This window comes from Deinococcus arboris (genome assembly GCF_009755355.1).
Lineage (GTDB): Bacteria > Deinococcota > Deinococci > Deinococcales > Deinococcaceae > Deinococcus > Deinococcus betulae.
The window spans coordinates 163988-183021 of sequence record NZ_WQLB01000003.1 but is presented as its reverse complement, the minus strand read 5'-3'; the positions used below and the strand labels follow the sequence as shown (position 1 = coordinate 183021).

Below are 19034 nucleotides of genomic sequence, written 5' to 3'. Positions count from 1 at the left end.
TTTGTAGCCCGCGCCACGCTGATACACTGCCCCGCACATGTCAGCGGTGCAGATGCGTGTTCGTGAAGCTGTCCATGCGGTGCAGAAGTGGCTGGCCCACGGCTCGCCGCCGGGTGAAGCCGTGGTGCGGCAGGCCATCGTGCTGCGGTTCCTGCACGCGGCGGGCTTCGACATCTGGAATCCGGCTGAAGTGGTGCCTGAGGAAACCAACAGCAGCGGCACCCGGTCTGACTTTCTGATTCGGGTCGGGGCGGGCAAGTTTGCCCTGGAACTCAAGGGCATGACGGTGGCGCTGAGCGCCAGAGATTATCAGCAGGTCGTGACCTACGCCGCCAGCGAAGGCACGCCGTGGGCGGTGCTGACCAACGGCCGCGTGTGGGTCATCTTGGACCGCACACACCAGCCGGGCGGCACGTTTCAGGACCATGAAGTCCTGAAGCTGGAATTGGGGCAAGAGGGGGACACTTTCGCCGACGACTTCGCCGCGCTGTTCGATCCGGCAGTCTGGCGGTCAGATGGATTCTCTGCGGCGGTGCAGCAAGTTGGCGCTCAGCAGCAGCGCCGCCTTGACGAAGCGCGAATCCGGCGAGAGAAGACCGCGGCGGTTGACGCTGTTCAGGCGCAGTACCAGATTCCTTCCTTCGAGCTGGCGGCTCAAGCGGCGGTTGAAATGAACCGGCTGACCGAAGTAGAGCGGGATGTGTTGCTGGGCCGCCCACTGCCTACGGCGCAGAGCCTGATAGAGACGTTTGCGCAAAGTTCAGGAACTGTGCCCGAGAGCATTTCATTCAGCTTCTGGATCAAAACTGCTGCTGCGCGTGCTGACTACTCTTTGACAAAGGGGACTTGGGTGATCAAAGCAGGCAGCACCGCCGTTAAGGAGGTCAAGCCTTATGCCGGCGGCGTTCAGCGCGAACGTGCTCAGTTGCTGGCTGCTGGGGTCCTGGTTGATCAAGCAGACCAGCTCTTGTTCGCTGCAGACGTTGAGTACACCAACCCCAGTAGGGCAGCCGGAATCGTCTCTGGGGGCGCAAAAAATGGTTGGGATGTCTGGCGCGATGATCAGGGCCGCCCAGCTCAGATGTACCGGCCTACTTCTGCTCGCGCCGACTGACGGTTCCCTGAAACAGGGCCACCAGTTCCCAGTCGGCCTCGCGCCGAATCTCGACGCGGTAGGTGGCCAGGGTGCGGCCCACCCGTTCGGGTGTCGCTAGGGCCATCAAGGTGTCGCCGGGGCGTGCGGCGCGGAAGAAGCTGAGGTGGGTCTCAATGGCGACCGCCTGGGCATCCAGGTTGCTGATCACCGCCAGTGCCTCGTCGGCCAGGCTGAACAGCAGGCCGCCGTGGGCGCTGCCGTGCATGTTCAGGCCCGCGTGGCCGACGGTCACGGTCACGCGGGTCAGTTCTGGGCTGGCTTCCTGCACGGTCAGGCCCAGGTGGGCGGCGTAGCTCATGCCTTCAGGGTAGGCGAGAGGCGGGGGGTCAGGTGCGCGGTGTGTACGGCCAGGCCACCTCGCCGGCCGGATCATTCGGTCCGGCGGCGTCCCAGTCATACGGATAGACCTCACGCGGGCTGAGCTGCCCGCACTCGCCCTGGGCCTGTGCGGCAGCCGCGGTGGCGTCGTAGGCGGCCAGAATGGCGGGGAACTCGAACTGGGTCTTGCTCAGGACCACAAAGGTCTCGGTGTGGGCCGGCTCGATGCGCAGTTTCACCTCTCCGCTGGGCTGCAGGGCGCCGCTGTAGGGCATGCAGATCTCAACCGGCCCGTCGCTATCGGCGTTGACCTCGCCGTGGAAGATGACGAACGGGGGACCGGCAAAGTCCACTTGCTGCGCCCTCACTGTCTCCATCAGGGCGGTCATGCTGCGGGCAATAGTCGCGGGCAGATCAGCGACAAAGACGTGATGGGTCAGGGTGACGACGGGCTGGGCGGGAACGGCACGGGTCTGAATGGGGGGCAGGGTCATGGGGGTCACTCCTTCAAGCTGCTGAATGAGGTGGCGGGCCAGGTCGCGCCGCTGGCGGTGGGCGGCTTCCAGGGCCGCCAGGTGCAGGCGCAGCGCGGCTGGGCGGTCCTGGCCGGGTGTGTCGAGCAGGGCGCGAATGGTGGTCAGGGGCATCTCGGTCTGACGCAGCAGGGCGATCAGGCGGGCGTCGGCCAGCTGGTCCGGGGCGTACAGCCGGTAGCCACTCTGGGCGTCCACCCGCGCGGGGGCCAGGAGGCCCAGGTCGCCGTACAGCCGCAGCGCCTTGAGACTCAGGCGACTGGCGCGCGCAAACGCGCCGATGGTCATCAGTGGGGGGGCGGGGGTGGTCATGGGGCGTCCTCCGGAGGTGCCCTTAGCGTGCGCCCTGCCCTAGGGGCAAGGTCAAGGGGTGAGGTCAGGGGATTCAGCAGGGCGGGATCCCCAAGCTCCGCGGCTCAAGTTTTGGCCCCTGAATTTGACATGACGAACGGTGGCTGGCGTGATCACACGTTGAAGAGTGGGGGCCTGGCGTTGGCCAGCTCCCTTCCTGCTCTGCGGAGGCTCAGTCCGCTCCGGGGCCTTTATGGAATCAGAGATGCTGCCGGCGTCCATCTGAACAGCCATTCCTTCGACCTCGCGCAGTACCCTGCCCCTATGACCCCTCTCCTGCTGGGCCACCGGGGCACGCCGCGCCAGTACCCCGAAAACACACTGGCGGGCTTTCAGGCGGCCCTGGACGCCGGGCTGGACGGTGTCGAGCTGGACGTGCGGCGCCTGATGGATGGCACCCTGGTCGTGCACCACGACGTCGTGCTGGCTGATGGGCGGGCGCTGCCCAGCCTGTGTGTGGCCGACCTGCCCCCACTGGTCCCGACCTTAAACGCGGCCCTGGCCTGGGCAGCTGATACGGGCGCGTGGGTCAACATCGAACTGAAGTTTGAAGGGCTGCGGCCTGATGACCGCGTGGCCGGCACCCTGCAGGCGGTCACGGCTTACGGCCTGACGCGGCGGGTCATCCTGAGTTCGTTCATGCCCACGCTTTTGCGGGCCGCGCGGGACCTGGCGCCGCAGGTGGAGCGGGGCCTGCTAACCCACCGCGCGTACCCGGTGCCCCTGCTGCGCGCCGCAATGCGCTGGACCGGCAGTGCCGCGCTGCATCCCACCTTCGAAGTGGTGGATGAGGCCCTACTGGCCCTGGCCCGCGCCCACGGCTGGCGGCTCAATGCCTGGACTGTTAATGACCCCGCCGAGGTGGCCCGCCTGAAGGCCCTGGGGGTAGACGGCCTGATTGGCGATGAGCCGGCGGTCTTGCTGGGTGCGCGGTTGACCCGCCCCTGACGGGCAGCGCACCCCGGCCTGACGAACGCGCGGCACCGTACCGTCGTGAGACACGCCCTGATTGGTCTGACGGCCCTGCTGAGCCTGGCCGCCCCCGCTTCTGCCGCCACCCTGGTCGGCTACGCCGAGTTGCCCGCCGACACCTTCGCCGCTGGGCCCGCCAGCGGCGCCTACTCGGGGGCGGGGCTGCGCGGCCCGGCGCGCTTTTCTTCGCAGCCGGTGCAGGGCTTTTCCGGCGTGCAGTTTGGCAAGGACGGCAGTTATCTGTTCCTGAGTGACAACGGCTACGGCAGCAAGGCCAACAGCGCCGACTACCTGCTGCGCCTGTACCGGCTCAACCTGACGGCCAAAACGGCGCCGGCCGGTCAGGGCAAGGTGGGCGTGGGCGACTTCATCCAGTTGCGGGACCCCGACCGCAAGGTGCCGTGGCTGATCGTCAACGAAGCCAGCCCAGAGCGGCTGCTGACCGGCGCCGACTTTGACGTGGAGGGCTTCGCGGTGGCCCCCGACGGCAGCCTGTGGGTGGGCGACGAATTCGGGCCGTACCTGCTGCACTTCAGCGCGGACGGGCGGCTGCTGGACGCGCCGGTCGCCACGCCCAACCTGCCAGGCCTGCCCACCCTGCGCGGCCAGGCGCCCATCGTGATTGGGCACCGGGGCAGCAGCGGCACCCGTCCCGAGCACACTCTGGAGGCCTACCGGGTCGCCATTGAGGGGGGCGCGGACTTTATCGAACCCGACCTTGTGGTGACCAAAGACGGCGTGCTGATTGCCCGCCACGAGCCCGTGATTGCCACCGTTGACGCGGCCGGTAAGGTGCTGGAAGCCACCGCCGATGTGGCCACCCGCCCCGAGTTTGCCGCCCGCCTGACCACCAAGAAGGTGGACGGCGTGGACGTGCGCGGCTACTTTGCCGAGGACTTTACCCTGGCCGAACTGAAGACCCTGCGGGCAGGCGCTCGACCGCCCGCCTTGCGCGGCAAGACCTACGACGGCCAGTTTCAGATTCCCACCCTGGCTGAAGTCATTGCGCTGGTGAAAGAGGTGGAAGCGAAGACCGGGCGCAAGGTCGGCATCTATCCCGAAACCAAGCACCCGACCTACTTCGCGGCCCAGGGCGTCAACACCTCGCAGCTGCTGATTGACACCCTGAAGAAAGAGGGATTCACCGACCCGGCGCGGGTCTTTATCCAGTCCTTCGAAACCGCCAACCTCAAGGACCTGAAGACGAACATCATGCCCAAGGCGGGCGTGACCCTGCCGCTGGTGCAGCTGGTCAGCAGCGCCGACGAAGCGCCCTACGACTGGGCCGCCAAGGGCGACACCCGCAAATACGGCGTTCTGACGACCGACGCCGGCCTGAAGGAGCTGGCCACCTACGCCAGCGGCGTGGGCGCGTACAAGCGCTGGATTATTGACGACAAGGGCGCGACCACCGACTTTGTGACCCGTGCCCACGCCGCCGGGCTGCTGGTCCACCCCTGGACCTTCCGCAACGAGGCCACCTACCTCCTGCCGGGCTATGCCAACGACCCCGAAGCCGAGATGCGTCAGGCCCTGCGGGCCGGTGTGGACGGCTTCTTTACCGACTTTCCCGCCACGGGGGCCCGCGTGGTGGGCGGGTATACGGCCCCCGAGGTTCGCAGCCCCCAGAACCCGGCCTACGCCCTGGGCACCAGCAGCGCGGCGGCCAACGTGGGCGGCAGCGGTGGCTTTGAAGGCGTCACCCTCAGCCCGGACGGCAAGACGCTGTACGCCCTGCTGGAAAAAACGGTGACGGGTGACCTGCCCGGCCAGCTGCGCCTGCACGCTTACGACCCGGCGGGCAAGCAGTGGACGCTGGCGGGCCGCTATGGCCTGGACGACACCGCCAACGCCATCGGTGACCTGACGCCGGTGAATGCCACGCAGTACCTGGTGCTGGAACGCGACAACTTCAGCGGCGCGGCGGCCAAAACCAAGCGCGTGTATCTGGTCAGCCTGAATGAAAAGAACGCCGACGGCACCCTGAAAAAGACGCTGGTGGCCGACCTGATGAACGTGAAAGACCCCCAGGGCCTGGCCCCCAGCACCCAGGGCGGCGTGTTCAAGTTCCCCTACGTGACCATTGAAAACGTGCTGGTGCTGGACGCCAACACCATTCTGGTCGCCAACGACAACAACTACCCCGGCACGGGTGGGCGCGGCGCTGACGTGAAAGATGCCAACGAGTTCCTGTGGCTGAAACTGGACACGCCCCTGAACGTGGTGGCGGGCGTGGGCCGCAAGTAAGCAGGAATCCGTCGGCGGCTGTCGTCCTCTGCGGCTTTAGGCGCAGCGCCTGGTTTCAGAGTTCTGTCAGGCAGCGGCGCACACAATAAGGGCCTTCAATGACCGTGGGCCGAAGTGCCCACTCCTCTTCACCCCCAGCCCAAAGGGCCGCGCCGAGGTGTTCCCCCTCCGAGCGCGGCCCTTGCGTGTGGGGTTCAGTCTGGGTCGCCGGGGTCTGCGCTGTAAATGTGCGCGCGGTGGTAGGCCAGGCCGGCCGGGTCTACGCGGTGGGCGCGCACCCGGCGCAGCAGGCCGGGGCGTCCCAGGAGGCTCAAGTCGTCTTCCACCCCCACGCCTCCTAGGTCAAACTGCACGTGGCAGTTAGGGCACAGGCACAGCAGATTCTCCGGCGTGTCGGGGCCGTGGTGCGGCTGACCCAGAGGGCGAATATGCGCGGCTTCGGCGTAAGGGCCAGCGGGTGTGGTCAGGCGCAGGCTGCACAGCTGACAGGTGTGGTCATGCCACGCCTTGACCTGGGCGGCGTGAATGCTCTTGCGACTCAGGCGCGTGGTGACCTGTCGCCCGGCGGGCTGGGGCACCTGCGCCTCCAGCAAAAACCGCCAGATGAGGTAACCCGAGCGCCCCACTTCGTGCCAGACGGAAGCCACAAGGAACAGCCCGTCGTAGCGGTAGGTGGACCCCGACACGCGGCGGATTACCCGCACCGGCTGGCCCAGCAGGTGACTGCGGGCCAGGGCGAGGTTGCCCTGCGTGAGCAGCTGGTGGGCGGTCTGCGCCCTGGTTCGTGGGTCGCGGCCACCCTCGCCGGTATAGAGAATGCGCTCGCCGCTGTCCTGATCGTCCTCGTAGCCGCCGGACAGCACCACCGACACGGCCCCGCCCAGGGCCGTCCCTGCAATGCCGGCCTGAAGGGGCCGGTGCACCCCCGCCTCGCTCAGGGCGCGGCGCCCTTCAAAGCAGGTGCCCACAGGCACACCCGGCACCTCACCAGCCAGCGGCGTCACCCTCAGCCTTGAAGCCCTTCGTACTTGCCGCGCAGGTAGGCCAGGTAGGGCTCCACGGTCATCGGCTGGCCCGTCACGCGCTCCACCAGGTCGCCGGGCGTGTACAGGCGGCCGGGCGCGTAGACCTGCTCGCGCAGCCAGCTGTGCAGGCGGGTAAAGTCGCCGCGCGCCAGGTCGCCCTCCAGGCCAGGGGTGGCCGCCTGCGCCGCCGCATAGAACTGCGCGCTCAGGACATTGCCTATCGTGTAGCCCTGGAAGGCCCCGCCGATGCGCCCGCCGTACCAGTGAACGTCTTGCAAAACGCCGTCCACATCGCTGGGCGCGCGCAGGCCGAGGTTGGTGTCGTAGGCGGCGTGCCAGGCGTCCGCCAAGTCGCGCACCGCCAGTCGCCCATTCAGCAGGTCGCGCTCCAGTTCGTAGCGGGTGATGACGTGAAGGTTGTAGGTCAGTTCGTCGGCATCGGTGCGGATCAGGCTGCGGCGCACCACGTTGACCGCGCGGAACATCTCGTCCTCGGTCACGTCCGCCAGTTGCTCGGGAAAGGCGTCGCGGAAGCGGCCAAATTGCCCGGCCCAGAAAGCGCGCGAGCGGCCCACCAGGTTTTCCCACAGCCGCGACTGGCTTTCGTGAACCCCCGCGCTGACCCCGCCGCCCAGCGGGGTATCCAGCAGATCCTCGGCCACACCCTGCTCGTACATGGCGTGGCCGGCTTCGTGCAGGGTGGAATACAGGGCGTCGGTGGGGTCATCTTCCCGCACGCGGGTGGTAATGCGCACATCGTGAGCGCCCAGCCGGGTCATGAAGGGGTGGGCGGTCAGGTCCTGACGGCCCGCCCCCGTGTCGTAGCCGTAGTCGCGGGCAATCGCCTCGCCCAGGGCCAACTGCGCGGGAATGGGATAGTGGCGCGACAGGAAGTCGGTGCGGACCTGCGCGGCCGCTGCCTGGTCCACCATCGGCACCAGGGCCTCGCGCAGCGCGGTGAAGACGCGGTCCACCTGCTCGGCGGTCATGCCTTCGTCGGCGGCGTCAATAAAGTAGTCCATGGGCGTGGCGAACTCGGGGAAATACGCGGCGGCCTGCTGGCTCAGGTCCAGGGTCTTGTCCAGCAGCGGCACCAGACGCGCAAAATCGTTCTCAGGGCGCGCCTGCACCCAGGCGGAATAGGTTTCGCCCGCGTGCTGCGAGAAGGTCTGCACGAATTCGGCGGGCAGGCGGGTGGCCTGGTCAAAGTTGCGCCGCGCGACAGCCAGGGTGCGCGTCTGGACTGGGGTGAGGTCGCCCTGGGCCTGCGCCCCGTCCAGCAGGCGGCCGTAGGCGGCGTCGGTGGCCCGCGCGTGGCGAATGCCCGAGAGCAGTGCCTGCTGCCGCGCCCGGCTGGCGGCCCCCGCGCGCGGCAGGTAGGTGCTCTGGTCCCAGCCCAGCAGCGCGCCGATGCCCCCCAGGTCCGCCAATTCCTGCCAGTGGCGCCGCAGCGCCGCCCACGGTTCGGGTTGTGTCATGCCGCCCAGGGTAGCGCGGGCCGGGCGCTAGACTGCCGCCGTGAGCAGTCAGGCACACCACAGAGCCGCCTGGCGCGTTCGTCTGGGCGACGTCATCTACAACTCGGACACGCGGGCGGGGCGGGTCTTTGACCTGTTTCTCATCGCCGCGATTCTGGCCAGCGTGCTGGCGGTCATGCTGGACAGCGTGGCGCCGCTGCGGGCGCGGTATGCCCCGCAACTGCGCGCCGCCGAATGGACCTTGACGGGGCTGTTTACCGCCGAGTACCTGCTGCGGCTGCTGACCGCGCGCCGGGCCTCGCATTACGCGCGGAGTTTTTTCGGGGTGGTGGATCTGCTCTCCCTACTGCCGGCCTATCTGGCCCTCCTGATTCCCGGCGCGCAGTACCTGCTGATCGTGCGGGTGCTGCGGCTGCTGCGCATCTTTAGAGTCCTCAAGCTGGTGCGGTACCTCAGTGAAGCCAGCGTGCTGACGCGAGCCCTGCAGGCCAGCCTGGCCAAAATCACGGTCTTTCTGGCGGTGGTGCTGACCCTGGTGGTGATTGTTGGCACGCTGATGTACGTCGTTGAAGGCCCCCAGCACGGCTTTACCAGCATTCCCACCAGCATTTACTGGGCCATCGTGACCATGACGACGGTAGGCTACGGTGACATTGCGCCGGAAACGCCCCTGGGTAAAGGGCTGGCCTCGTTGGTCATGATTCTGGGTTACGGCATCATCGCGGTGCCCACGGGCATTGTGACTGTGGGGCTGACGCAGGCGCAGCGCGGCGCCTGGCTGGACACTGCCCCCACCGTGACCTGCGCCCGCTGCGGCCTGTCGCCCCACGAACCGGACGCGCGCTACTGCCGCCGCTGCGGCGAAGGGCTGCCCAGCCTCCCCGTTAGCTCGCCTGTGTCTTGAGGCCGCCTAGCGGGTGAGACGAACTCCGGTTCACTTGGGTACACAAACGATTTGACTCAAGCGGCGCAAGTAGGCGTAGGGCGGGTTCCGTGCTAGCCCGGCCGGATCAGTCGCCGGCAGACGCCTCTCTACCCGACACGACCAGAATGCTCAGCGGCCGCGTCCATCTGGCCGATGTGCCCGAGTCCCGGCTGGAGTCACACTGCCCCCATGAACGACCGCCAACTGTCCAAACGCCTGGCTTACCTGCTGCGCCACGCGCCGCACGAAGCCGGACTGACCCTGGCTCCTGGCGGCTGGGTGCCGCTGGCGCCGCTGCTGACCCATCTGGGGGTGACCCGCGCGGCGGTGGAGGGGGTGGTGGCCAACAACGACAAGGCACGCTTCAGTCTGCTCGGCGACCAGATTCGCGCTAACCAGGGCCACAGCGTGCCGGTGGACCTGAACCTGGAACCCGTGGTGCCGCCGCCCTTCCTGTACCACGGCACGCACCCTGGCGCACTGGCGGCTATTCGCCAGCACGGCCTGCGGCCCATGAATCGTCACCACGTTCACCTGTCGGCGGACCGCGAGACCGCCGTTCAGGTTGGAGCGCGGCGGGGCCGGCCCGCCGTCCTGACCGTCCGCGCCGGGGCCATGCACGAAGCCGGGCATGTCTTCTACCGCAGCGAGAACGGCGTGTGGTTGACCGACGCGGCGCCGCCGGAATTCCTGGTCTGGCCTGGGCGCTAGCCTGTGACTATGGACCTTGCCTCTGCCCGCGCCGCGCTGGCGGCCGCCTCCCGCGTGGCGGTGCTGACCGGCGCTGGGGTCAGCGCCGAGAGCGGTATTCCCACCTTCCGTGACGCCCAGAGTGGCCACTGGGCGCGCTTCCGGCCCGAAGATCTGGCCAGCCCAGCGGCTTACGAGCGCGACCCCGAGCTGGTCTGGGACTGGTACGCCGGACGCTACCGCGACGTGCTGGCGGCCCAACCCAACGGGGCACACCGGCTGCTGGCTGAGCTGGAACGTCAGAAGGGCGCCGGCTTCTTCCTGGCCACCCAGAACGTGGATGGCCTGCATGGGCGTGCGGGCAGCGGTCAGGGCGGCGGGCAGCTGGTCGAACTGCACGGCAATCTGGTTAGTGCGCGGGATGAGCACACCGGAGAGGTTGTTCCCTTGCCCGACCCGGATACCCTCGTCACGCCGCCCACCTCGCCGCGCGGCCACCGCATGCGCCCCAACGTGGTCTGGTTTGGCGAGTATCTGCCCGAGGAGGCCCTGAACGCAGCCCAGGCCGCCTTTGCCGCTGCCGAGGTGGCCCTGATTATCGGGACCAGTGGCGTGGTGTATCCAGCCGCTGGGCTGGCGTTCGAGACACTGGAAGGCGGCGGCACCGTCATCGAAATCAACCCCGACGCCACCGAACTGACCCCCTATATGAGCTTCAGCTTGCGGGATGTGGCGTCCAGGGGGCTGGCGGCGCTGCTGTGACAGCGGCCGGGCCTTCGGGGCGGGTCAAGGGAATGGTCCAGCTTTCGCCCGCGCGCCTCTAGGTGCTGCTGGCCAGCGAAGCGGACCAGGCGGTGGTTTTCCGGCGTGGCCCCAGCCGCTGGACACGCCTGTATCTGTGGAACACCCAGACCGATCACTTTACGCCGGGGTCGTGGTTTAGGGGCCAGCTGTATCCCTGGATGAGTGACCTGTCGCCCGACGGAGAACACCTGCTCTACATGGCGCGGAACGAGTCGCCCGATCAGATGAGTGCCGCCCACCGCACTTTCGGCACTGAGGTGCGGTCGTGGAGCCGCCGTCCGTCCGGGCGCTGGGGCTGTGGAATGCCTCAGATGGCTGGAGTGGAGGCGGCGTCTTTGATGGCAACCGGAAGATAACAGTCAACCACGCCCGGCCAGAGCAGCAACTCCTGCGCCCTCCAGGGTTTGAGGTGACGGTGGCTCCGCCACAGCCGGCGAAGACCTTACTGACGTCCCTGAAACGAACAGGGTGGCGCGTGACGCGCGAACCGGAGGGCTGGGGAAGAAGCGGTGAAGCCCAAAAGCGTCAACTGGAACTGCGCTTCAGCTCGCCTCTGTACCCGTATTCTGCGGCTTACCGCTGGCTGGGCGAGCCCGACATCCCGGAAGTGCAGGACGCCACCTGGGCAGACTTTGACCGGCGTGGCGAGCTGCTCTTGGCAGGGGCGGGGCGGCTGTTTCGGGTTCATCAGGGTGAGGTCCGCGAACTTATCGACTTGAATCCTGATCAGCCCCGGCGCAGGGAAAGGAGTCCCTAACTTCCTTCGTCCTGTCTGGCCCCCACAGACGGCGCCCGCCTGGCCGGTGCTAGCCTCCTCGTGGCCCACTCGCTACGGGTGGGCTGCTTCCTTCGGGGCAGGGTGTGAATCCCTACCGGCGGTGATGGCGCGCACACGCACGCCTCAGCCCGCGAAGCCTGGGCAAACTGCACCACGCCCAGGCCCGACCCGGTGAGAGTCTGGGGCCGACGGTGTCATGGCAAGCAGAGACGCGCTGAACGCGGCAAGACAGGTGAGGGGCCGCCCCCAAGCCTGAAGCCACTGAACGTTGCCTCTCTCGCCGTCCAGTCCGGATGAGAGAAGGAGGACCGCTGATCCCACCGACCCCGGCGGGCAGCGACACCCTATGGTTAAGAGAACTGCTCCGCCCCCTGGGCCGGAGACGTCGTTGCCGCCTGACGAGCGGTTTATGGCGCTGGCACTCGCCCAAGCGGCCAGGGGCTTAGGCCGCACCGCCCCCAATCCGCCGGTGGGCTGCGTCTTGGTGCAGGGCGACATGGTGGTCGGCGCCGGCTTTCATCCGGCAGCCGGTGAGCCTCACGCCGAGGTCTTTGCTCTGCGGGAGGCCGGCGACCGGGCACGCGGAGCCACCGCATACATCACCCTAGAACCGTGTGCCCATTTTGGCCGCACTCCACCGTGTGCGGACACCCTGACGGCAGCGGGCGTGGGGCGCGTGGTGGTGGCGGCCCTGGACCCGAATCCGCTGGTGGCCGGGCAGGGCGTGGCCCGCCTGCGCGCGGCTGGGATAGAGGTCGTGGTAGGGCCCGGGAAAGCCGAAGCCCTGCGCCAGCAAGCGGGTTTCCGGTCGTTGGTGACGCGCGGCCGGCCCTGGGTGGTCGCCAAGTACGCCATGACCCTGGACGGCAAAGTCGCCGCGCTGAACGAAGGCGGCGGCCTGGTGAGCAGCCCGGCGGCCCGTGAGCGCACGATGACCTGGCGCAACGAGCTGGACGCGATTGCAGTGGGCCGCGGCACGGTCGGGGCCGATAATCCGGCCCTGACCACGCGCGGCGTGCCTGGCGGCCGTGACCCCCGCCCCGTCGTGTTTGACCGCCGCGCTCGGTCCGCTCCGGACGCGCGGCTCTGGCGAGCGGGCGCGGTGCTGGTGACTGGCCCAGAGGCCGACACCAGCGCCCATAAGGCGGCGGGCGTGACCGTGCTGCGGGCCGAGCATCTGGAAGAAGCCTTGACCGCTCTGGGTACCCTCGGTCTTTCCAGCCTGCTGCTGGAAGGCGGACCGACCCTCCTGTCGGCTTTCCTATCGGCTGGGCTGGTGGATGAGGTCCGGGTCTTCATCGCGCCGAAGCTGCTGGGCGCGGGCCTGTCTCCTCTGGGTGACCCGGTCCGGTCTATGCACTTGGCTCAGTCCCTGCGCGACGTGACCACCGAACAACTCGGCCCGGATGTGCTGATCACTGGCTTCCTGAACGACATTCCCCGTCTCTGATTCTGCGCCGGTCAGGGCGGGAAAGGTCGCTTTGGCCGGCACCGGAGGTCAACCATGTTTACCGGCATCATTGAACAGGTGGGGCGCGTGGCCCACACCGAAGAGAAGAATGGCCACCTCACCGTGACCATTCAGCCTGCCCAACTGTGGCCCGACCTGCACCTGGGCGAGAGCATCGCCGTCAGCGGCACTTGCCTGACCGTGACGGGGTGGGACGAGACAGGCTTTACTGTGGATCTCAGCCACGAGACGCTGGCCAAGACGGCGCCGCACTGGCACAGCGGCGCAGCGGTCAATCTGGAGCGCGCCATGACCGCGCAGGCCCGATTTGGCGGCCACATCGTCAGTGGGCATGTGGACGGCGTCGCCGAGGTTTTGCGGGTAGACGCCCAACCCGGCGCCTACACCATGACCCTGCGCGCCTCGGCAGGGCTGGCCCGCTATCTGGTCCCTAAGGGCAGCGTGACGGCCGACGGCGTGAGCCTGACGGTGGTGGACGTGGGTGGGCCGGCCGGCAGCCGCGCGGACCTGGCGCCCGACGAGTTCACCCTCTGGCTGGTGCCGCACACGCTGGAGGTCACGACCCTGCACACCTGGGTGCCCGGCACGCCGGTCAATCTGGAAGCCGACCAGTTGGCCAAGTATGTCGAGCGGCTGTTGCTGATGCGCGGCTGGGCGCCGGAGGCCACGGTATGACCCTCGCCTCCATTCCCGACCTGCTGGCCGACCTGCGCGCTGGGCGCCCCGTGATTTTGGTAGACGACGAGGGCCGCGAAAACGAGGGCGACCTGCTGATGCCCGCCGCCACCGCCACCCCGCACTGGATCAACTTCATGGCGCGCGAGGGCCGGGGCCTGATCTGCGTGACCCTGCCCCCGGAGCGCGCGCAGGCGCTGGACCTGACCCCGATGGTGGGGGCAGGGCAGAGCTCTGATCCCAACGGCACGGCTTTTACGGTCAGCGTGGACCATGTCAGCAATTCCACCGGCATCAGTGCCTACGACCGCGCGGCCACGATTGCCGCCCTGCTGGACGGGGCGGCTCAGCCGGCCGATTTCCGGCGTCCTGGCCACATCTTTCCCCTGGTTGCCCGCCCTGGTGGAGTGCTGCGCCGCGCCGGGCACACCGAGGCGGCGTGTGACCTGGCGCGGCTGGCCGGTTTTGCTCCGCTGGGCGTCATCTGCGAGATCATGGGCGACGACGGCGAGATGAGCCGCCTGCCCGACCTGCTGGCATACGGCGAGAAGCACGGCCTGAAGGTGGGCAGCATTGAGGCCCTGATCGCCTACCGCCTGGCCCACGACCCCTCCATGCGGCTGGTGGCCGAGGCGCGGCTGCCCACCGAGTACGGCGAGTTCCGGCTGGTGGGCTTTGAAGACAGCCTGAGCGGCGCCGAGCATGTGGCGCTGGTGATGGGTGAAGTGACCGAGGCCCCGCTGCTGGTGCGGGTCCACAGCGAGTGCCTGACGGGTGACGGTTTCCATTCCCTGCGCTGCGACTGTGGCCCCCAGCGCGACGCCGCGCTGCGCGCCATTGCCGCCGAAGGCCGGGGCGTGCTGGTGTACCTGCGTCAGGAAGGCCGGGGCATTGGCCTGCTGAACAAGATTCGGGCCTACGCGCTGCAAGACGGCGGCGCCGATACGGTCGAGGCCAACCTGCGCCTGGGCTTTCCCGCCGACGCCCGCGACTTTGGCATCGGGGCCCAGATGCTGCATCTGCTGGGCGCCCGCCGCCTGCGCGTGCTGACCAACAACCCCCGCAAACTGCATGCCCTGGGCGGCTTTGGCCTGGAGGTCGCCGAGCGTGTGCCCCTGCATGTGGGCCAGAGCGTCCATAACGCCGCGTACCTGGGCACCAAGCGGGCCAAGCTGGGCCACCTGGCTACCGAGAGCGAATGGCCGGTGGCAGAAAGCTGACAGCCGGTGGCAGAGAACTTGTGCCCTGTCTGTGCCTGACCCACTTCCCACAACCTCTTCTCCACTCCTGCTCCGAAGGAGCCCTATGAACCGAATCGAAGCCACCCTGCTGGCCACTGACCTGAAGTTTGCTGTCGTCAGCACCCGTTGGAATCACCTGATCGTGGACCGTCTGGTCGAAGGCGCCGAACTGGCCTTCGTGCAGCACGGCGGTCAGAGTGACCATCTGGATCATTACCTCGCGCCCGGCAGTTATGAAGTGCCGCTGATTGCCCGCAAGCTGGCCCAGTCCGGCAAATACGACGCGGTGGTGTGCCTGGGCGCGGTCATTAAGGGAGACACCGACCACTACGACTTCGTGGCGGGCGGCGCGGCCAGCGGCATCCTCAATACCAGTCTGGACACAGGCGTGCCCATCGCCTTTGGCGTGCTGACCACCGATACCGTTGAGCAGGCCCTGAACCGCGCCGGGATCAAGGCCGGGAATAAGGGCGCTGAGGCGGTGCTGGCCATGATTGAAACCGTCAATTTACTGCGGCACATAGGGTAGGCCGAGCAGACTTGCAAAGCTAAGCAGCCTTGAAGAGCTTCGCGGCAAAGCGAGTCGAGTCGGCAGCGGGCTGACGGGCGTGGAGGGTGCAACTCGGTGCTGTGCCGAGTGGTCAACGAAATAGATGACGTCTGCGCGTCAGCGTCTGGAGGTCGGGACAGCCTGTTGGGGCGTTCCCGGCCTCTTCGCTCTGGGTGTGTGGCTGAGTTGACCTGCAAGAGCTGGAGAAATGAGAGACGCCCAATTTGTTGGGTGCTGCGCCTCCCCTGTGGGTGCTGCCCTTATAGTCTCCGGTAAAGTCGCCAACGAACGCGATTCAATCGGGGCAACGCCAACAGGAGACAAGTGCGCCGAGGGAAATAGAAGTTGGCAGATCAGTGCTCCTCCGGTGGGCTCACGCCGCAGACACCTCTTCTTCACGCTCCCTCTGTCCCGCAATCCCGTTCTGACTCACATCGGCCCTGCTCAGCCCCTGTTAAGCTGCTGTGCTTGGTGCGGGACCGCGAAGGACAGTCGCACCGCGAACTTGCCAGAACAGGCGAAGGTGGGGTGATGTGTTTTGACGGCAGCACAGCAGATGCAGGAGCAGCTTTTTCCTGCACCGATTAAAAGTGTGGAGGCGGGCAGCGCCGCCGAGCGGGCCGGGGTTCAGCCCGGAGACGTGCTGCTGCGGGTAAACGGCCAGGCAGTCACCGACGTGCTGGCGTACCGGCATCTGCTGTCGCAGGGCGCCGCGACTCTGGAAATTGCTCGCCCTAAAGAGGCCCCGCGTGTCATGACGGGCGTGCCCGGCACTGCCCAGGACCACCACCGCCTGATGCTGCCCGCCCCGCCCAGCCTGGACGACACCTTTACCTTCACGGTGGAATGGGAAGACCCCGGCCTGGACTTTGAAGAGGTGCTGTTTGACGGCATCAAGAAGTGCGCCAACAAGTGCGACTTTTGCTACGTACACCAGATGCCGCGCGGCTTTCGCAAGAGCCTGTACATCATGGACGACGATTACCGCCTGTCGTTTCTGTACGGCTCGTTTGTCACGCTGACCAACCTGTCCGAACACGACATTCAGCGCATCGAGAACGAGAACCTCTCGCCGCTGTACGTTTCGGTGCATACCGCCAACCAGGACCTGCGCCAGGACATGATGAAGTGGTGGCGCCTGAAGGTGAAAGACCCCCAGGCCGTGCAGATCCGCTCCATGATCGAGCGCCTGGAACAGATTGACCTCTACACCCAGATCGTGTTGATGCCCGAGCGCAACGACCGCGAGCATCTGGACGAAACGGTGGAGTACCTGTCCAGCCGCCCCAATGTCATCAGCGCGGCGGTGGTGCCGATTGGCCTGACCAGCCACCGCACCAACCTGCCGGACGTGCGGACCTTTACCCGCGAGGAAGCCCAGGACACCCTGCGGCGCCTGAACATCTGGCGCAAGCAGTTTCTGGCCGAACGCGGCACCCGTTTTGTCTTTCCCAGTGACGAGCTGTATCTGCTGGCCGGGGAAGCCCTGCCCACCGAGGAAGAGTACGAGGGGTTCCCCATGCTGGAAAACGGCGTGGGCATGATTCGGGACTTTCTCACCGAGGGGCTGCCGGACCTGCCCGCCGCGCTGCCCCAGCCGGTCCGGGTCATTCTGGGCACCGGCACCCTGTTTGCCGAGTCGCTGGACAGTGCCGTGGAGCCGCTGCGCGCCATTGAGGGCCTGAGCATTGAGGTGCGCGCCGTGGAAAACAAGACTTTCGGCAAGGTGACCACCGTGGCGGGCCTGCTGACGGGGCGCTGCTTTCGTCACGCGGTCAAGCCGGGCGAGGCCGACCTGCTGATTGTCCCGCCCACCACCCTGCGCTACGGCACCGAACTGATGCTGGACGACGTGAGCCTGGGCGAGCTGCGCGCCGAGCTGAAGATGGATGTGCGCGCGGGCGGCGCCACCCTGGGCGAATTGGCCCGCGTCATTCTGCAGGGGGCCCAGAGCAGCGGCCACCAGTGGGGCATGAGCGCCCACGCCGTCAAGGACACCGCGCAGGCTTAACAGTCTAGACAGATTTTGCCGTGCGGCTGAGCTTGAGAGAAACACTGCGGCATGGTCAGTGGCTTTCAGAAATTCCTGTTGCGCGGCAACGTCGTGGACCTGGCGGTCGGTGTGGTCATCGGGGCGGCCTTTGGTGGCGTAGTCACGGCCTTTACCAAGGGGTTCCTTGACCCGCTGGTCAAGCTGGTCACGGGCGGCTCGGTGGCGGGCGAACTCGTGTTGCGCGCCGCAGACCCCACACGGGGGATCACCGCCATCACGATGGACTACGGGGCATTTATTACGGCCCTCATTAATTTCTTTCTGACGGCGCTGGTGATTTACCTGTTTGTGGTGACGCCCATGAATAAAATCACCGAACGCTTCAAGCGCGAGGAAAAGCCTGCCGTGGCCGAACCCAGCAATGAGGAAAAACTGCTGGCCGAAATCCGTGACGCCTTAAAAAATCGACCTTTGTAAGGCGCCTCTGCGGCGTGGGGCCTGGCGTCCCCGAGGGCCGGCGCCGCTCTATGCTGCGCCCCATGAACCGCAGCGCCATCTACGCCCGCAACTTTGAAAGTCACCGCGCCGCCCTGCTGGACCTGTATGGCCAGCTGCCCGAAGATCAGGGGAATTTTGCGGCCTGGGACGGTGGCCTCAGCTTCATTGGGCAGGCCGACCACCTCTCGGGCAGCGCCGCGCGCTTCCTGAACATGATTCAGGGCCAGGCCCCCGGCCACCTGCCCGAGCCCAGCCAGACCCTGACCGAAGCCCGCGAGCGCCTGGGTCAGAGCATGACGGCCGCCAGCGCTGCCATGACCGCCATGACCGACGAGGACCTGTCGCGCCGCATTCCAGCCTTTGGTGGCCGTGAAATGCCCGTGGCCGCGCTGCTGGACGCCATTATTGCCCACGAGGCCCACCACAAGGGCCAGGTCTGGGTCATGGCGCGCATGGTGGGCGTCAAGCCGCCGATGTTCGTGCGGATGGGCTAAACGAGGCGGCCCGTCTGGCTGGGCCCCTACGGCTTCCAGCTGTCGCGTCAAGACATCGGGACAGCACCGAGTGGTAAACGCCACGCCCGGACCCCATTTTTTCTCGCTCGTCTTCGGAGCTCTTCGAGCCTGCTGAGCTTTCTAGGCCTGCTCGGACCTCACCGTTTGTCTGAACGGTGGGGTCGGAGTCCCTCTTACAGCCGGGCACGCACGCGAATCTGGCGGACCCAGACCACCGCCCCATAAGTGTTTTCGCGGCTGAGCAGGCGCACCCCGATGTACAGCTGTCGGCGGCGAAGGGCCTCCTCCAGCGCCGCGCCCTCCAGATGCACGAGCGTCTGGGTGCCCCGCTGGAGGCCCACCTCGGCCAGCAGCTGACCACCAGCGGGGCCGTCGCAGCGCAGGGCGGCGCTCAGGTCATTCGGGCTGTCCTCTGGGGGCTGCACCACCGGGCAGCTTGGGCGCGTGGGCGAGGCGAAAATTTGTACGCGGGCATCCGGGACAGGGCCGCTGGGCGTCAGCACGGCGTCCACCGTGACGTGCCGGTACTTGGCGCTTGGCAGCGAGAGAAAGTCCAGCTGGTTGGTGTCCATGTAGGCGACCTCGTGCGGCTGTAAATCCGGCACGGTGTTCGTAAAGTAAAAGTCCCGGGCCTCAACCTCGGGCAGCGGGACCAGACCACAGGCGCCGAACAGCGGGCAGAGTAGCAGAAGCAGGCGGCGCATGGGTTCAGCCTACCGGGCGGCCAGGGCCAGCGGAGCCGCAGATGCGGCAGACAAAGAGGGCTGAAGGCGAAGACCCTTCAGCCCTTTTGCTCCCCGCCCTCTACGGATTC

General features: G+C 67.1%; 19 protein-coding genes. 14 read left to right on the top strand and 5 right to left on the bottom strand.

What is annotated here, in order from left to right; all coding sequences use genetic code 11:
• The first annotated feature begins 37 nt into the window (after window positions 1-37).
• Window positions 38-1114: a DUF4357 domain-containing protein gene (locus GO986_RS03660; RefSeq protein ID WP_157457904.1), complete on the top strand. Its 1077-nt coding sequence runs from the start codon at window positions 38-40 to the stop codon at window positions 1112-1114.
• On the opposite strand, the gene paaI is transcribed toward GO986_RS03660, so the two are convergent.
• On the bottom strand, window positions 1092-1454 hold the full coding sequence (gene paaI / locus GO986_RS03655) for a hydroxyphenylacetyl-CoA thioesterase PaaI (protein WP_157457903.1): 363 nt from the start codon (window positions 1452-1454) through the stop codon (window positions 1092-1094). The genes GO986_RS03660 and paaI overlap by 23 nt on opposite strands.
• Window positions 1455-1482: 28 nt before the next feature.
• Window positions 1483-2319: a MerR family transcriptional regulator gene (locus tag GO986_RS23355; protein ID WP_157457902.1), complete on the bottom strand. Its 837-nt coding sequence runs from the start codon at window positions 2317-2319 to the stop codon at window positions 1483-1485.
• A 303-nt stretch (window positions 2320-2622) separates the two neighbouring features.
• Here GO986_RS23355 and GO986_RS03645 point away from each other — a divergent pair, with 303 nt between their 5' ends.
• Window positions 2623-3306, top strand: a complete 684-nt coding sequence (locus GO986_RS03645; RefSeq protein WP_157457901.1) for a glycerophosphodiester phosphodiesterase — start codon at window positions 2623-2625, stop codon at window positions 3304-3306.
• A gap of 45 nt (window positions 3307-3351) precedes the next feature.
• Complete coding sequence (locus GO986_RS03640; protein ID WP_369409120.1) at window positions 3352-5577, top strand: esterase-like activity of phytase family protein; 2226 nt, start codon at window positions 3352-3354, stop codon at window positions 5575-5577.
• A 194-nt stretch (window positions 5578-5771) separates the two neighbouring features.
• Here GO986_RS03640 and GO986_RS03635 read toward each other — a convergent pair whose 3' ends face one another.
• Window positions 5772-6581 (bottom strand): YDG/SRA domain-containing protein, encoded by an 810-nt coding sequence (locus tag GO986_RS03635; RefSeq protein WP_369409119.1) that lies wholly within the window; start codon window positions 6579-6581, stop codon window positions 5772-5774.
• Between the two features lie 2 nt (window positions 6582-6583).
• Window positions 6584-8080, bottom strand: coding sequence for a carboxypeptidase M32 (locus GO986_RS03630; protein ID WP_157457900.1), 1497 nt, complete (start codon window positions 8078-8080; stop codon window positions 6584-6586).
• Window positions 8081-8120: 40 nt separating this feature from the next.
• On the opposite strand from GO986_RS03630, the gene GO986_RS03625 reads away from it, so the two are divergent.
• The 11 genes from GO986_RS03625 to GO986_RS03575 all read left to right on the top strand — a co-directional run bounded on the left by GO986_RS03625 (window position 8121) and on the right by GO986_RS03575 (window position 18199).
• Entirely contained in the window at window positions 8121-8984 is an 864-nt protein-coding gene (locus GO986_RS03625) for an ion transporter (protein WP_369409118.1), read from the top strand.
• Between the two features lie 210 nt (window positions 8985-9194).
• Window positions 9195-9716, top strand: a complete 522-nt coding sequence (locus GO986_RS03620) for an RNA 2'-phosphotransferase (protein ID WP_157457899.1) — start codon at window positions 9195-9197, stop codon at window positions 9714-9716.
• A 9-nt stretch (window positions 9717-9725) separates the two neighbouring features.
• A complete protein-coding gene (locus GO986_RS03615; protein ID WP_157457898.1) occupies window positions 9726-10457 on the top strand; it encodes a Sir2 family NAD-dependent protein deacetylase in 732 nt (243 codons plus the stop codon).
• A gap of 307 nt (window positions 10458-10764) precedes the next feature.
• Entirely contained in the window at window positions 10765-11256 is a 492-nt protein-coding gene (locus GO986_RS03610; protein WP_157457897.1) for a hypothetical protein, read from the top strand.
• 430 nt (window positions 11257-11686) lie between these two features.
• Complete coding sequence (ribD, locus tag GO986_RS03605; RefSeq protein ID WP_439648696.1) at window positions 11687-12727, top strand: bifunctional diaminohydroxyphosphoribosylaminopyrimidine deaminase/5-amino-6-(5-phosphoribosylamino)uracil reductase RibD; 1041 nt, start codon at window positions 11687-11689, stop codon at window positions 12725-12727.
• 54 nt (window positions 12728-12781) lie between these two features.
• Window positions 12782-13423, top strand: a complete 642-nt coding sequence (locus tag GO986_RS03600) for a riboflavin synthase (RefSeq protein WP_157457895.1) — start codon at window positions 12782-12784, stop codon at window positions 13421-13423.
• Window positions 13420-14643: a GTP cyclohydrolase II gene (ribA, locus tag GO986_RS03595; protein WP_157457894.1), complete on the top strand. Its 1224-nt coding sequence runs from the start codon at window positions 13420-13422 to the stop codon at window positions 14641-14643. The genes GO986_RS03600 and ribA overlap by 4 nt, the downstream gene beginning before the upstream one ends.
• A gap of 85 nt (window positions 14644-14728) precedes the next feature.
• Complete coding sequence (ribH, locus tag GO986_RS03590) at window positions 14729-15193, top strand: 6,7-dimethyl-8-ribityllumazine synthase (RefSeq protein ID WP_157457893.1); 465 nt, start codon at window positions 14729-14731, stop codon at window positions 15191-15193.
• A gap of 577 nt (window positions 15194-15770) precedes the next feature.
• A complete protein-coding gene (locus tag GO986_RS03585; RefSeq protein ID WP_198170391.1) occupies window positions 15771-17225 on the top strand; it encodes a DUF512 domain-containing protein in 1455 nt (484 codons plus the stop codon).
• Between the two features lie 51 nt (window positions 17226-17276).
• A complete protein-coding gene (gene mscL / locus GO986_RS03580) occupies window positions 17277-17684 on the top strand; it encodes a large conductance mechanosensitive channel protein MscL (RefSeq protein WP_157457891.1) in 408 nt (135 codons plus the stop codon).
• Window positions 17685-17746: 62 nt separating this feature from the next.
• Window positions 17747-18199, top strand: a complete 453-nt coding sequence (locus GO986_RS03575) for a DinB family protein (RefSeq protein ID WP_232337383.1) — start codon at window positions 17747-17749, stop codon at window positions 18197-18199.
• Between the two features lie 194 nt (window positions 18200-18393).
• On the opposite strand, the gene GO986_RS03570 is transcribed toward GO986_RS03575, so the two are convergent.
• Window positions 18394-18924, bottom strand: coding sequence for a hypothetical protein (locus GO986_RS03570; RefSeq protein WP_157457889.1), 531 nt, complete (start codon window positions 18922-18924; stop codon window positions 18394-18396).
• Window positions 18925-19034 lie beyond the last annotated feature (110 nt).